Origin of the sequence: Stenotrophomonas sp. SrG, assembly GCF_050031795.1 — a bacterium.
Lineage (GTDB): Bacteria > Pseudomonadota > Gammaproteobacteria > Xanthomonadales > Xanthomonadaceae > Stenotrophomonas > Stenotrophomonas rhizophila_A.
Genome location: NZ_JBNBBE010000001.1, coordinates 200000 through 214714, shown reverse-complemented (window position 1 = coordinate 214714; position 14715 = coordinate 200000). Strand labels below are relative to the sequence as shown.

The following is a 14715-nucleotide window of genomic DNA, read 5'->3' as shown; positions in this document are numbered from 1 at the left end:
ATGCGTTACCATGCCGATTATTGTTCTCGGCGGTCGTTTGGGAACCGGCCCTACGGTGTCTCAGACGTTTCGGGGAAGCGCGATTCCATCGAGTTCCCTGTCATTCCGTTGGTCAATCGTTGGCGGTCGGCCTCATTGCAGCCCGGATGTCATCCGGGATCGTGCAATCAGTGCCCTGGCGTCGCGCTGGCCCTGTGAGTGGTTCAATCACACCGCCATCGATCTCCCGCGAGCCGCGCTGGCAGTGGAGTGACAGGAACAGGGTGCGGCCGTTGCGGTCTACCCATTGCTGGCCGAGGTATTCCCCGTCCGGCCTTTCGAAGGTTGGGCCGATCAGTTCGGTCAGCGATCCTTGATTGGGTAGGCTTCGGAGGATCGGGCTGTCATTCATTGAGGCATTGAGCCAGCTGGCGACGACCGAGCCGTCCATGCGATGCAGGGTCGTGATCCTGCCCGGCGCGTCATTGTCGAGGTAGCGCGACGTCCACAAGCGATCTTCGCCCCAAGGGGTGATCGCAGTGTAGCGAGGCGGCAGCCGTTCGATCCCGTCAGCATCGATGAAGCCGTAGTAGCCATCGCGCAGGAACACGACGCCGCCAGGCAGCAGCGCATGCGCAGATCCGATGGTGCTGCCCACGAAGCGGCCTTGCTTTACGTGATACATGCGGGACCCCTCCGCGTCGCTGCGTACGAGGAGCAATGCGCCATCAACACTGACCTGGTCGATCCAGCTGCCGTTGGGCAGCAGGTGCTGGCCAAGCGCGTCGTCGAGCCACAGCCGGGGCTGGGATTCGCCGTCCAGCGTGCCGAAAAAGCCTGTGGCCTCTGCGCTTAGTTGCCTAAGCGGCGGTGTCTGGACCAGTAGCTTTCCCCTGCAGTCCACCAAGGTTTCCTGCCCGTCTTCCGCTATCGCCTGGCGAAGCTCGGGACGCCCCTCAACCTCCTTCCACGCGTAGGCGTTGAATGGCCCCAGAATCTGTCCATTCGCATCAACCAACTTGTCACCGGCGTCGCCCATGCGCGCGCGCCATATGCCTGGGCAGACCTCCTCGCCGGAAGTCGCCCCTGCGATCGCGAGAAAGCGCCCATCCGGGTACATGAGACCGTCCACGGCGTCGGCTTCATCCGCAAAAATGCCTTCTGCGCCTTCGCGGATGACATGGTATTCGGTTGCCCAGCGCGGCCAAGTGCCCACGTCTTCAGAGGCGGGGCTACGCGACCGCGCCGATGAGTAGCCCACCACGTAGATGAGCGCGCGATCTCCGGTCAGTTGGCCGCCGGCATCCAGCCGGCGCCAAGCCCTGCCCTGCAGCCCCAGCCAGCCGCCGTTGTTGAGCGGAATCAGGTTGTCGATGTGCTCGGTCCACAGCGTCTTTCCTGCCTCGTCGCGCAGCGCGCAGGGAGTGCCCGGATCGAGGTCGCAGACCAGGTATTGAGTGCGTTCCGGGAACGGACCGGCAGCCCGGAGTTCACCCTTGGCCAGCTGCATGCGCAGCTGCCCACGTGCATCGAAGATGCGCTCCCCCGTTTCCCGCGAGCGCCAGCTGTAGCGTTGCGGGTGCGCCGTGATGGCCCACTCGCCGCTGCCGGGCTGCCAGTCGACGAAGGTGCTTCCATCGGCACGCGACAGGGCGGTCCCTGCCCTGGACCATGTGCTGAAAAGTGGGGTTGGGTCCGGATCGTTCGGGTGACGTTCGAACGCCGCATCGGATCGGAGCTCGACATATGGGCCCTTCAATGAAACCCGGCCAGCGTCATCGAACCACACGCTGCTGCTCCTCTCAAAATCCACGGCGAGCCAGCGATCTGGGGCGATCTGCTGCGGCCGCCCTGGCCACTCCTGGACCAACCGACCCTGATCGTTGGCGACCAGGCCGCTATCGAACCCGCTGGCCTGCAGGACGAATGTCTGGGGTTCTTCCGCCCATGCCGGCGCGATGCCGAGGGCGAGTGCCAGGAGCGCTGGCTGGACGATGCGCTGGATACGCTTGGTGGGGCCGATGCCAGTGGCGTCGAATGGCTGCGTGGCGTCCGTGTCGTGCTTTGTCATCCGTCCATCTTGAGCGTACTGGAAGGCGCCTATGGTACCCGCCAACCTGTACTCCCCGATGGCTGACAGCTGTCACTTGTTCCGTTTCGGCCCAAAGCGAGAATTACCCCATTCCCGCACGGCGCTGCACAGCCGGCACCTACCTCAAGTCAAGGACCCTCCATGAACATGCTGCAGCAATTCGCTTCGCACACTCCGCTGTGGGTATGGGCGATTCTGATCTTCCTGATCACGCGCGGTGTCGCCGCGATGAAGCCGGGTGAGATCACGCTGGGGAGGTTGGCGGTGGTGCCTGCGCTTTTCACCGCGTGGGGCCTGTGGTCGATCAGTGCGCGTTATGGCACGTCTTGGCAGGCGTGGGCGCTGTGGCTGGTCGGGATCGGCGCGGGCACGGGCATCGGCTGGATGATGCTGCGCCGTGCAGTGCTGACCGCGAACCGGGCAACCGGGAAGCTGTGGCGCAGCGCGGATTACAGCCTGCTGCCGCTGCTGCTGGTGACATTCGTCGTGAAGTACGGGTTTGAATCCGCGCTGGCGATGTCGCCGACGCTTGCGGGGGATGTTGGTTTCCGGGCCGCCTATCTGCTGCTGTCGGGTGGTTTCACTGGCATTTTCATCGGCAAGTACATCCGGTACGTGGCCGCCTGGCGCCGCGCCACGCCGAGCGATGACCTGCAGGTGACTGGCTGAGGTACTGGCCCGCCTGAATCTTGGATGCCGGCTGCCGGTAGGGTTGCATCCCAATCAACCGCCGGGGTGGTGATTACTCCTCTAGGGCATGACCTCGAACGCAGGCGGCGCGTTTTCGATGTTGGGTCATGCGTTACCGTGCCGATCACCGCTATCGGCGGTCGTTTGGGAAGCGACCCTACCAGCTCAGCTCAAAGCGTAGCTCGAGTTGCTGGCCTGGCTCCAGTGTCTTGGGTGCGAGGGTGAATGCGTCTGGTGGGCCGGTTTGGGGTTCTACGCAGGTGGCGTGTGGGGCAGCGTCGTAGACCACCCAGTGGTCGGTGTCGGCTCGCATCCTCAGGCGTCGGACGCCGGATACCAGGGTTATGTCCTTCTGGTTGATGAAGCAGTCGTCCCATGGGCCTGGGGATGCGCTTTCCAGTGGCAGCTTGGCTATGCCCTCCTCGTCTCGCCGATACATGGCGTCGGGCGCGAACAGCAACTCATCCGGCTTGCGGAACCACGGGTGCCAGCCGATTACGGCGGGCATCGGTTGGGTGCCTGCCTGCACTGCCAGGCGTAATTCCAAGCTGTTTGGCGTTAGTTGAATGATCTGCGTTGCTGTGCCGCCGAAGGGCCAGTGGTCGTCCTCGGGAAGCTCCAACGACAGTGTGGCGCTGTCTGCTTCGATGCTGTCGATCTGCCAGGGCAGTGCGAACCCTACCCCGTGGATGGCGTGTCCGCCGAAGTTTGTTGGCAATGCATACGCCCTGCCATCGAAGTTGAAGCGCCCGTGCCGGATCCGGCCGGCCCACGGCACCATGGGGTAGCAGCCCCAGGCGATGGCAGCTGCGCCGCCCTCCTGCTCGTCTACCAGCCACTCCACGCCTTCATGGCGGATGCGGGCGATGCGTCCGCCGGCCTCAGGGGCAAGTGCCACCTCCAGCTCCCCCGCCCGCAACCAGTGCAGGTGGCCAGCAGGCAGTGGCGCCTGCGCGTCGTCGATGGGCAACGGGCTTTCAGTTGCCATAGGGATCAATGGTCCGGATGCTGCCGTCCGCTTCCATGTGCAGCGGGGTGCACTTGACCGAACGCAGGTGGGTGACCCCGCCCGACAACAGGGAGTCGTGATAGAACAGGTACCACTGCCCTTCGACCTCGCAGATGGAGTGATGCGTGGTCCAGCCCACAACCGGCTTGAGGATTACGCCGGCATAAGTGAACGGGCCGTACGGGCTGTCGCCGATGGCGTAGCAGAGTAGATGGGTATTGCCGGTTGAGTACGACAGGTAATACCTGCCCTGGTACTTGTGCAGCCACGGACCCTCGAAGAACCGCCGCTCATGGTCGTCGGCGCGCAGTGGCTGGCCGTGCTCGTCCAGGATGATGACTTCCCGCGTGGGCTCGGCCAGCTGGGTCATGCCTGCGTCCAGTCGGCCGACGCGCGGGCCCAGTGCCGGCGCATCGCCGGTGGGCTCTGCGTGCGCGGCGTCGTAGCGGTTGTCGCGGTACGTCTGCAGCTGGCCGCCCCAGATGCCGCCGAAGTAGAGGTAGTGCGCGCCGTCGTCGTCCTCGTATACGGCCGGGTCGATCGAGTACGTGCCGGCCATCGGCTCCGGTTCGGCGGTGAACGGACCCTCCGGGCGATCGGCCACGGCGACGCCGATGCGGAACCGCCCCTCCCCGTCCTTGGCCGGGAAGTACAGGTAATAGCGGCCGTCACGGTGGGCCGCGTCGGGTGCCCACATCTGCTTTGCAGCCCAGGGTACGTCACGCACATGCAGCGCCATGCCGCAGTCGGTGGCCTCGCCGTTGGGGCTGTCCATCCGCAGCACGTGGTAGTCCTCCATGCCGAAGTGCCCGCCGTCATCGTCGAACGGCGCACCGGCGTCGATGTCGTGCGAGGGATAGATGTACAGCCGTCCCTCGAACACATGGGCCGACGGATCGGCCGTGTAGATGTGGGTCACCAGCGGCTGGGAGATGGCATGTGCCGCAAGGTGCGCCAGGTTGTTGCCTTCGCGGCGCTGCTGCAGGTCCTGCTCGATGCGGGTTTCCGTGCGCTTGTCGATCTTGTAGAGGAACAGCATCGCCACGGCGATCAGGAACGGGAGGGAGCAGTACACGCTCACCGTCAGGCGGATGCCGTTGACCACGCCCTCCGGCTGCTGGTCTGCGCCGGCCTGGTAGCCGTAGTACGCCAGGATGCCGGCGACCAGTGCGCCACCAATGCTGAGGCCGATCTTCAGGCCGCACAGCATCGCGGAGAAGATGATCGCGGTGGCGCGGCGGTTGTTCTTCCATTCGGAGTAGTCGGCGACGTCGGCGATCATCGCCCACAGCAACGGAATGGTGATGCCGTAGAAGAAGCCGTGCAGCATGAAGGACACGAACGCCACGGCCACGGCGGTGGGCGGGAAGAAGTAGAACACCAGCAGGAACACGGTGGAGACCAGCAGCGCGCCACCGAATACATCGCGCTTGCCGAAGCGGTCGGCCAGCCGGCGCGATACCCCGATGCCCAGGATCATGCAGATGATGCCGCAGGCGTTGAACAGGCTGAACGCTGAAGTTGCCGGATCCTCCGGCCAGGCGAAGCCGGACAGCCCCATGCCATTGAGCGTGGCGTTCAATCCGCCGATGAAGTGGTTGAAGCCGGTGTTGTCGAGGAAGCCTGCGAGAGCGGGCTCGCTCATGTAGTACTGGAAGTAGTAGATGTAGGTGCCGCCCTTCAGGGCCAGGTTGATGAAGACCAGGATCGTCAGGGCCAGCATCACCTGCCACGGGCGGTTGCGCAGCAGGTCGGCCAGGTCCTGCAGCACGCCGCCGGTCTGTTCCTTGGCCGGCACGATGCGCTCGCGGGTGGTGGCAAAGGTGATCAGGAAGAACACGGTGCCCACCACCGCGAACACGGTCATGACCCGCTCGAAGCCCAGCACGCGGTCACCGTCACCGAGGATCAGCACCAGCGGCAACAGCAGCACCTGGATGATGAACTGGGCGATCATCACCGCCACGAAGCGGTAGGCCGAGAGGCTGTTGCGCTGGGCCATGCTGCCGGTGAGGACACCACTGAGCGCGGAGTACGGCAGGTTGTTGGCTGCGTAGACCAGCATCAGCAGGCCGTAGGTGCCCATGGCGTAGATGATCTTGCCCTGCGCACCCAGCTGCGGGGTGCTGAAGGCCAGCAGCGAGAGCACGCCGAACGGTACCGCCGTCCACAGGATCCACGGCCGGAACTTGCCCCAGCGTGTTGCGGTGCGGTCGGCGGCGATGCCGATCAGCGGGGTGAACACGAAGGCGCCCAGCAGGCCGATCACGAAGATGATCGTCGCCGCGGTGGCAGGGGGCAGGCGGTACACATCGGTATAGAAGAACGCGAGGTAGGTGATCAGCGTCTGGAAGATCAGGTTCGCCGCGAGGTCGCCCAGGCTGTAGCCCAGCTTTTCCCGTACCGACAGGACGTGCTCAGTCACGGGCAGCCTCCACGGTGAAGCGGGCCTGCACGCGGGCGTCGGCGCTGGAGCTGCCTACCCTGACCTCGTACGCGCCCGGCGGGACGACATAGGCCGCACGCGCTTCGTCGTACTGGCGCAGGGCCTGCGTTGCATCCAGATCGAACGCTACGGTACGCCGCTCGCCCGGGGCCAGCTGCACGCGCTGGAAGCCGCGCAGCGCCTGCTGCGCATCACCCGCCGCCGCATCCACCCGGCGTACATACAGCTGCACCACTTCATCGCCTGCGCGCTTGCCGGTGTTGGCCACGTCCACCTGCACCTTGAGTTGTCCGTCCGCGGCGATGCGGGGCGCATCCAGGCGGAGTTTGTCGTAGTCGAAGGTTGTGTAAGACAGGCCGTGCCCGAACGGGTACAGCGGCGTGCCCCGGAAGTAGCGGTAGGTACGGCCTTCCATGCTGTAGTCGTCAAAGGCCGGCATTGCCTGGTCTGCCTTGTAGAACGTTACCGGCAGCCGCCCGCCGGGGTTGGTATCGCCGAACAGCGCCTGGCCCACGGCGGTACCGCCGCGTTGCCCGGGGTACCAGCTCATCAGGATCGCCGGCAGGTTCGCCTGCGCCCATTCCACCGCCATGGCCGAGCCGCCGGTGAGCACCATCACCACCGGCTTGCCGGTGGCGTGCAAGGCCTCAAGCAGCGCACGCTGCGGCGCGGGCAGGCGCAGGTCGGTGCGGTCCCCGCCGGCGAAGCCCGGGTAGTTCACCTTCATCTCCTCGCCTTCGACGTCGCCGGTCAGGCCGCCGACGAACACCACCACATCGGCATTGCGCGCGGCATCCAGGGCCTCCTCGAACGGCGGCTTGGCACCAGGCATGCGCCAGCCAAGCCGCACGCCGGCGTCGCGCTCGGCATCGAAGTATTCCAGCTTCACTTCGTACGCGCGCCCGGCCTCCAGGTCCAGGTCCACGCCATCGCCATGCAGGCGGTCGCTGCTGGTCCAATGGTCCAGGACGCGCTTGCCGTCCACGTACAGCCGGTAGCCGTCGTCGGCGGCGGCCTCGATGCGGTAGCGCCCTGATACGGGCGGCAGCAGCTGTCCGCTCCAGCGGATGCTGAAGCCATCGTTGGGGATGCCCTGCCCCGGTGCGGCTTCGCCGCGGGCCAGCAGGTTGTCGGTCGGCGAGCCGCGGTCCCAGCGGAAGCCGATCTGGGCATCGGTGCGCACCAGGGCCGGTGTGCCGGAAAGATCGGCGGTGCGGAAATACTCACCACGCAGGCCACGCTCGGGCGAATCCACGGAAGGACGCAGGTAAGTGGCTTCGATCAGGGGCGTCGCACTGGGATCATCGCGCCCTTCCACCAGGTCCACGCCGCGTGCGTAGCGTACCTCGGCACCCTTCGCGGCATCGCGGATGCCCTGCAGGATCGTCACCGGTGCGGCCGGGGTACCGAAGTAGTTGCCCAGCAGCGCCATGGTGTCATCGGCGGTGGGGCCCACCACGGCGATACGCTTGAGATTGCGTGACAGCGGCAGCAGGCCATCGTTCTTCAACAGCACCAGCGATTCCTGCGCCGCTTTGAGGGCCAGCGCGTCGTGTGCGGGGGCCTGGTTCACCGATGCCGGGATCTGTGCCCACTTCACGCGTTCCGGTGGATCGAACATGCCCAGCCGCATCCGCGCGGTGAACAGCTGGGTGACTGCTTCGTCGATCTCCGCTTCGCTGATCAGGCCCTGCTTCACTGCTGCGGGCAGCGTAGCGTATTCCTGGCCGCACTCCAGCTCCGTGCCGTTCTTCACCGCCAGCGCGGCGGCGGCTTCGCGGGTCGGCACGATTTTGTGATGCTTCCAGATATCGACGATGGCCCAGCAGTCGGAGACTACGTAGCCCTTGAAGCCCCAGTCGCGGCGCAGCACGTCACGCAGCAGGAAGTGGCTGGCGCTGGCCGATTCGCCGTAGACCCGGTTGTAGGCGCCCATCACGGCATCCACCTGGCCCTCCTTCACCAGCGCCTCGAATGCTGGCAGGTAGGTGTCGTACAGGTCGCGCTTGCTGGGCCGGGCGTCGAAGTGGTGGCGGTCGGCCTCGGGGCCGCTGTGCACGGCCAGGTGCTTGGCGGTGGCGTCCAGCTTGCGGTACACCGGGTCGTCGCCCTGCAGGCCGTGCACGAAGGCCACGCCCATGCGCGCGGTGAGGTACGGGTCTTCGCCGTAGGTTTCCTGGCCCCGGCCCCAGCGCGGGTCGCGGAAGATGTTGATGTTGGGCGACCAGAAGGTCAGCCCCTGGTAGCGGCCATGCGAGCCCTCGCGGATGAACTGGTGGTGCTTGGCGCGCGCTTCATCGCTGATGGTGGTGGCCACCTGCCCCATCAGCGGTACGTCGAAGGTGGCGGCCAGGCCGATGGCCTGCGGGAACACGGTGGCCTGCCCTGCCCGGGCCACGCCGTGCAGGCCTTCGTTCCACCAGTCGTACGCGGGAACGCCCAGCCGTTCAATGGCGGGCGCGGCGTTCTGCATCTGGGCGGCCTTTTCCTCCAGGGTCATCTGCGCGACCAGCGCGGCGGCGCGGGTCTCGAAGCTCGCCGAGGTGTCGAGCCACGGCTGCGGCGCGGCGGCGTGGCCGACGGTGGCCAGGCTGATGGCGGCGCAGAGCGCCAGCGTGCGGAACAGGGGCCTGCGCGTCATCATTTGCTCCTCAGGGCGCGCTCGTCGCGCGCGAATGGTCCCAGCAGGGCGCCGACGAAGCCGCCTGCACGATCCGTACTCAATACCGTTCCGTCCACGTCATCGGCGAGCGTCTGCCAGCCTTGGCCATCGCGTGTGTCGAAGGCGAAGGCATAACGTCCTCCGTCCCCTTTTATCTGCAGGCGCAGCGGGGCTGCCGCTGCCACTTCGCGCGATGCGAGTGTTTTTGTTGCGCCGCCGCCGTCGCGCGCTTCAAGGAAGACCGCCACGCGGTCTTTCCCAACGCTGCGGACGCCGAGGAAGTACCAGTAGGCTTCGCTCTGGAAGGCGGCCAATCCTGCCGCGACGCCTTCCGCTGGCTGCGTCATCTGGGTGCTGGCCTCGAAGCGCAGGTGCTGCTGGCGGCGGCCCAGGAACGCGGGGTTACGTAACGTGTCGAGGTCTTCCGGCAGCGGGTGCAACGCGAGAGAGCCGGGGCGCTCGCGCAGGTTCGCCCAGGCTTGTTTGGGTACCCGCACGCGCAGCCAATCGTTGCCGAGCGTGGGGGTGTCGAACTCGTTGCGCTCCATGAAATTGCCGGTCGAAGGGGCCTGCTTCGCTGCGCCCTGCATCCACGATGGCGCTTTGACGATGTACGGAATGGTCTGGCCCGCCGGCAGGATCACTGGCCAGCCGTCACGCCACTCCACCGGCAGCAGGTAGGTCTCGCGCCCGGTGTTGTAGTGGCGTGTGTCGTAGTTGCGGCTGGCAAGGAACACGGCCCACCAGGTGCCGTCCGGGCCCTCCACCAGGTCGGCGTGGCCGGCGTTGGTGATCGGCAGTGGCCGGTCTTGCGCCAGGTCGCGCTGGGTGAGAATCGGGTTGCCCGCATACGGCACGTACGGCCCCCACACCTCGCGGCTGCGCAGCACCACCTGCGAATGCTGCGGGCCGGTGCCGCCTTCGGCGTCCGAGAGGTAGTACCAGCCATCGCGCTTGTAGATGTGCGGGCCCTCGATCCAGATCGGGTTTTTGGCCGGTTCCACGCCGCCGTCGATGAGCACCTTGCGTGGGCCTACCGGTTTGAATGACGCCAGGTCGAGCTGCTGCATCCAGATGGCGCGGTGGCCTTCGTAGCGCGCCGGGCCGGGCGGCACGTCGTTGTTGAGCAGGTAGACCTTGCCGTCTTCGTCGAAGAACAGCGATGGGTCGATGCCCTCGATGCCCGGCAGCCAGTGCGGGTCGGACCAGGGGCCGGCCGGATCGCGGGCGGTGGCGATGAAGTTGCCGCCGCTGTCCACCGCCGTGGTGACCACGTAGAAGACTCCGTCGTGGTATGAGATGGCTGGCGCGAAGATGCCGCGTGACACGCTGAGCCCATCGAAATCGAGCTGCGAAGGGCGGTCGATCACGTTGCCGATCTGCTTCCAGTGCACCAGGTCCACGCTCTCGAATACCGGGATCCCCGGGAAGTACGTAAAGCTGGAATTGACCAGGTAGAACTTCCCGTTGGCGTGGGTGATGCTGGGGTCTGCGTGGAAACCGGCCAGGATCGGGTTGCGGTAATGCCCGGCGGGCAGCGGCGGTTCGAACGCGGCGTCATTGCCGGCGTATTCGAACCAGTCGAAGTAGACCGGGGCTGCGGGCGTGGCCGCCTGCACCCGAAACGCGGCGGACAGCAGCAATACCGTGGCAAGCAGCAGGCGCATCAGAGCGTCCCTGAAGGGGTGAGGGAGAGCTCGAACGGACCGACGGGCGCACCGCTGCTGTCACGCAGCGTGCAGACCGGGCCGTCTGCCCAGCAGTAGCGGACGCTGGCGGCGGCTGCTGCCTGCAGGCTGTTCAGCACTACCGCGTTGCCGTCCAGCGTGGCGTCGGCGTAGGTGCAGTGCTTGGCCTCGGCATCGCATAGTTCGAAGCCGATGGGGCCGTTCGCACCGGTTGCGACCAGCGTTCCAGTGACATCGTTGAAACTGATGCGCACCTCAACCCTCGTGCGGGAAACCCTGCTTGCCGTCGGGCCGGAGGCTGCCAGCGCCTGTTCGCCATGGACCACATGGCGCGCCACGCGGGCCAGGCGCCGGCCCAGTTCCTGTTTGTTCGGCGGATGGATGTCGTAGGCATCGCCGATGTCGATGGCGAGTGCCAGCCCGGAATGCGGGTCCTCTGCGGCAACGCGCCGCTGCGCCTCGCGCACCTGCGCCCAGCCGCTTTCCACCGGGGCCACGGGCGGCTGCCCATAGCCGGCCAGCTGCACCACCAGCAGCGGCATTTCCGCGCCGAACTGCCTGCGCCAGTCATCGCGCAACGCGCGCAGCCTGTCGGCGTAGGCAGCGCCATCGCCGGTATTGGATTCGCCTTGGTACCAGAGCATGCCGCGCAGGCCATAGCTGCCCAGCGGCGCGATCATGCCGTTGTACAGCGTCGAAAGGCCGCTGGCCGCATGCCAGGGGGCCAGTGGCGGTGTCGGGTCTCCGGGCGCTGCGCGGTACCACCAGGGAGCATCCAGAACGATCCGGGTGCCATCGTCCAGCTGCAGGGCGTGGGCTTCTGCGGGGCCGGCCAGCCCGCCGTCGCCCCAGGTGTCCAGCACGTTGACGACCACGCTGTTGGTGCCGGCTTTCAGCAGGCCGGGCGGCAGCGGATAGGATCGCGGATCGCCCGGGGCGTTCTGGCTGCCGACCGCCACGCCATTGACCCAGGTCACGTCGGTTTCGTCGGCAGGCGCCAGCTCAAGGCGCGCGCCCTGCCCGGCCTGTGCGGCGCTCAGCTTCACCTGGGTGCGGTACCAGACCATGCCGTTGTACGCGGACAGCGCCGGGATGCCCCAGCGCTCCCATGCGCCGAGCTGGGCCGGGGCCTGGCGCCACCCGGTGCGGTCGGCGTCGGGCTGCCAGGGGGCATCGCCGGGTGTGGCGCCCTCGCGCTGCTCCCACCACTGCTGCCAGTGCTTGCCCCAGGCTGCGTTTGCCGCCACGGGGTCGCTGGCATACAGCGCGAATACATCCAGGGCGTCCTCCATGCCACCCTGCGCGCGCAGCGCATCCGCGCTGGTCCAGGCTTCTATCCGCGAACCGCCCCACGCCGACTGGATCAGTCCCATCGGCACGTTGACGGTCTTCCGCAGCTCACGCGCGAAGAAGTAGCAGGCGGCGGAAAAGTCGCGCACGCTTTCCGGTGATGCAGGCTGCCATGACACGGGGCCGGAGAAACCCTCCCGAGGCGTCACGGCCGGGGCCTTGGGCACGGTGAACAGGCGGATGTCCGGCTGCGCCGCCGAGGCGATTTCACTGTCGGCGTTGAGTGCGCGCCGCACCGGCAGCTCCATGTTCGATTGGCCGGAACACAGCCAGACGTCGCCCATCTGCACGTCGCTCACGGTCTGGACCTCCTGCCCTGCCCGTACGCGCATTTCGTAGGGGCCGCCGGCGGCAAGGGGCTTGAATGTGACGCGCCAGCGCCCCTCTGCATCCGCCTGTGCCGTGGCGGTCTGGCGTGCGAACGTCACCGATACGGTGGTGTCCGGCGCGGCATGGCCCCACACGGTAATCGGCTGGTCGCGCTGCAGGACGGCATGGTCCTGGAAGAGCGGGTGCAACAGTGGCGTCACGGATTCCTGCGCCATGGCCGGTGCGGCGAAGCACGCCAGAAGGCTGCCCAACATCCATCCCATCCTCGGTTTACCGCTCATCGCCCATCTCCCGGTGCCGACGGAAACTGCAGCGCTTGGTAGTACGCCAGCGGGTGCGGTGGTGGCGCTTCACCCGCTGGTAATGGCCTGCCGCTGATCGATTGGAAGTAGGCAACGCTGGCATCGCGCCACCATTGCGCTTCGCGCAGCTGGATCTGGAGGAAGGCGGCGACCTGTTCGTGCCGGTCTGCATCCACCCTTCCACGCAGGTTCGCCCAGGTGTCCTGCATGGCCTGGACCTGGCGTACGCCCAACGAATAGCGACCCACCAGCTCGTCCCACAGCGGCCGCCCGGAGACCATGCGGTGATCCCATGGCACATGGTGGAACCACAACAGCAGCGCCTCTGGAACCTGGCTCAGGTCCGCATAGGTTGCGGCCACTTCCGGGGCGTACTGGGCCACGGCGTTGCTGCCCGTCGCGGTGCGGTCGAAGCCGATGCCGTTGCGGTCGGCACGGTGGTAATAGACCGACGTCCAGTCCGCACGCGGGCCGCCGTCCACCCAGGGTCCGGGGCCGTAGTGGTGGCCGCGCGCCATCAGGTGGTGCAGGCCCAGCGGGGTCATGTAGTTCACCGCAGCCTCGCGTGAGGCCATCATCATGCCGACGATCGGCTGCACCACTGCCGGCTCTGGCGAGAAGGTCATCGCCGCCCAGTCCGCCGCGATGTCACGGGACGATTGATCGGGATTCCAGGCAAGCCGACCGAACGCATACCAGTTGGCCTGATCGAAATGCGAGCCACTCCAGGTGCGATCGGTACCGATGTTGGCAACGCCGGCGATGCCGCTCAGTGACTGCGCCACGGTGAAGCGCTTGCCGCCTGCGCGGGTGTCGGCCTGCAGCACTTCTTCGAACAACGGCCCCAAGTACACCAGGTGCGTGGCGAAGCCCAGGTACTCCTTGGTGATCTGGAACTCCATCATCAGCGGCGTGCGCGGCATGGCGCCGAACAGTGGATGGAACGGTTCGCGCGGTTGGAAGTCGATGGGGCCGTTCTTCACCTGCAGCACCACGTTCGGGCGGAACGCACCGTCCAATCTGGCGAACTCGGCGAAGGCCTGGGTGGCGCGGTCGGCGGGCACGTCGTGCGCATACACGAAGGCACGCCACATCACCACGCCGCCGTGCGGTGCCAATGCATCGGCGAGCAGGTTGGCGCCGTCGGCATGGCTGCGGCCGTAGTCCTGTGGGCCGGGCTGTCCTTCAGAGTTGGCCTTGACCAGGAAGCCGCCGAAATCGGGAATGCGCTGGTAGATCTCGTCGGCCTTGTCGCGCCACCACCGCTGCACCGCCGGGTCGAGTGGATCGGCGGTCTTGAGCCCGCCCAGCTCGATGGGGGCGCTGAAGCGCGCGCTCAGGTACACGCGGATGCCATAGGGCCGGAACATATTGGCCAGTGCGGCCGCCTTGGCCAGGTACTGCGGCGCGAGGCTTTGTGCGTTGGCGTTGACGTTGTTCAGCACCGTGCCGTTGATGCCCAGCGAGGCATTGGCCCGTGCGTAATCGGTGTAGCGAGGGTCGCGCCATTCCGGCAGCGTCTGCCACTCCCACAGCGAGCGGCCGGCGTAGCCGCGTTCGACATACCCGTCCAGGTTGTCCCAGTGGTCCAACACCCGCAGCCGCACTCTGGGCGATTCGTGCAGATCAAGGTGGTCCAGTGAAGCACCGGTCTGCAGCAACCTGAGCAGATGGAACGTGCCGTACAGCACGCCGATATCGCTGCGCGATGCCACCAGCAGCATGTCGCGCCCATCACGCCGCGTGCGCTTCAGCAGGTAGCCCTCCTCCCCCAGCGACTCGAGCTCTTCGCGGAACGGCGCGATCAACGCCGACGACTGGGGCGTACCAAGCGCAAGTACGCGACCAGCGGAACTTTCGTTTTGGATCCGGGGTGCGGTGCCCAACAGACCGGTGAGGCCGCGGACCAGCTCATCGCGTGCGGCACGCAGGGTGGGTGTCTGATCGGGAACGACAACCTCGCCCAGCTGTGTGGCGTAGTCTGCAGCAAGCACAGGTTCCAGCGGGGCGTAGCGCAACCAGAGGTTGTAGCCATCCTCCGCGCGCGCACCCGCGCTGCAGGCCATCAATGCCACCGCAGCAAGCAGCATCCGATGACACCGCTCGACACGCGTGCGGTGTGCCAGTGCGGCCGGCAAACCTTGTAAGCTCAGCCGGTGCTTTGTAC

General features: G+C 66.6%; 8 protein-coding genes and 1 pseudogene. 1 reads left to right on the top strand and 8 read right to left on the bottom strand.

Translation table 11 applies throughout. The annotated features are described in order from the left end of the window. Positions 1-112: 112 nt before the first annotated feature. Positions 113-2050: a hypothetical protein gene (locus ACQG3P_RS00920; protein WP_426803911.1), complete on the bottom strand. Its 1938-nt coding sequence runs from the start codon at positions 2048-2050 to the stop codon at positions 113-115. Between the two features lie 162 nt (positions 2051-2212). On the opposite strand from ACQG3P_RS00920, the gene ACQG3P_RS00915 reads away from it, so the two are divergent. Then, positions 2213-2740: a DUF6622 family protein gene (locus tag ACQG3P_RS00915; RefSeq protein WP_426803910.1), complete on the top strand. Its 528-nt coding sequence runs from the start codon at positions 2213-2215 to the stop codon at positions 2738-2740. Between the two features lie 178 nt (positions 2741-2918). Here the strand turns inward: ACQG3P_RS00915 and ACQG3P_RS00910 are convergent, their stop codons facing one another. The 7 genes and pseudogenes from ACQG3P_RS00910 to ACQG3P_RS00880 form a co-directional block, all read right to left on the bottom strand. Then, on the bottom strand, positions 2919-3749 hold the full coding sequence (locus ACQG3P_RS00910) for an aldose epimerase (RefSeq protein WP_426803909.1): 831 nt from the start codon (positions 3747-3749) through the stop codon (positions 2919-2921). Further along, the gene (locus ACQG3P_RS00905; protein ID WP_426804027.1) at positions 3739-4755 is read right to left on the bottom strand and encodes a glycoside hydrolase family 43 protein; all 1017 of its coding nucleotides are present in this window, start codon (positions 4753-4755) and stop codon (positions 3739-3741) included. The genes ACQG3P_RS00910 and ACQG3P_RS00905 overlap by 11 nt, the downstream gene beginning before the upstream one ends. Next, positions 4741-6201 (bottom strand): annotated as a pseudogene (locus tag ACQG3P_RS00900) (MFS transporter); the annotation flags it as partial. The pseudogene ACQG3P_RS00900 and the gene ACQG3P_RS00905, both read right to left, overlap by 15 nt. Continuing rightward, entirely contained in the window at positions 6188-8860 is a 2673-nt protein-coding gene (locus tag ACQG3P_RS00895) for a glycoside hydrolase family 3 C-terminal domain-containing protein (protein ID WP_426803908.1), read from the bottom strand. The pseudogene ACQG3P_RS00900 and the gene ACQG3P_RS00895, both read right to left, overlap by 14 nt. Beyond that, positions 8857-10545, bottom strand: coding sequence for a glycoside hydrolase family 43 protein (locus tag ACQG3P_RS00890; protein ID WP_426803907.1), 1689 nt, complete (start codon positions 10543-10545; stop codon positions 8857-8859). The genes ACQG3P_RS00895 and ACQG3P_RS00890 overlap by 4 nt, the downstream gene beginning before the upstream one ends. Next, positions 10545-12500 carry a sialate O-acetylesterase gene (locus ACQG3P_RS00885; RefSeq protein ID WP_426803906.1) on the bottom strand — a complete coding sequence of 652 codons (1956 nt, stop codon included), beginning with the start codon at positions 12498-12500 and terminating at the stop codon, positions 10545-10547. Before ACQG3P_RS00885 ends, ACQG3P_RS00890 begins: the two co-directional genes overlap by 1 nt. Positions 12501-12523: 23 nt before the next feature. Beyond that, positions 12524-14638, bottom strand: coding sequence for an alpha-glucuronidase family glycosyl hydrolase (locus ACQG3P_RS00880; protein ID WP_426803905.1), 2115 nt, complete (start codon positions 14636-14638; stop codon positions 12524-12526). Positions 14639-14715: the final 77 nt, after the last annotated feature.

Bases quoted from the DNA above. Each gene is read 5' to 3' on its own strand.
- ACQG3P_RS00920 (WP_426803911.1), bottom strand. From the start codon at position 2,050: ATGACAAAGCACGACACGGACGCCACGCAGCCATTCGACGCCACTGGC.
- ACQG3P_RS00915 (WP_426803910.1), top strand. From the start codon at position 2,213: ATGAACATGCTGCAGCAATTCGCTTCGCACACTCCGCTGTGGGTATGG.
- ACQG3P_RS00910 (WP_426803909.1), bottom strand. From the start codon at position 3,749: ATGGCAACTGAAAGCCCGTTGCCCATCGACGACGCGCAGGCGCCACTG.
- ACQG3P_RS00895 (WP_426803908.1), bottom strand. From the start codon at position 8,860: ATGATGACGCGCAGGCCCCTGTTCCGCACGCTGGCGCTCTGCGCCGCC.
- ACQG3P_RS00890 (WP_426803907.1), bottom strand. From the start codon at position 10,545: ATGCGCCTGCTGCTTGCCACGGTATTGCTGCTGTCCGCCGCGTTTCGG.
- ACQG3P_RS00885 (WP_426803906.1), bottom strand. From the start codon at position 12,500: ATGTTGGGCAGCCTTCTGGCGTGCTTCGCCGCACCGGCCATGGCGCAG.
- ACQG3P_RS00880 (WP_426803905.1), bottom strand. From the start codon at position 14,638: ATGCTGCTTGCTGCGGTGGCATTGATGGCCTGCAGCGCGGGTGCGCGC.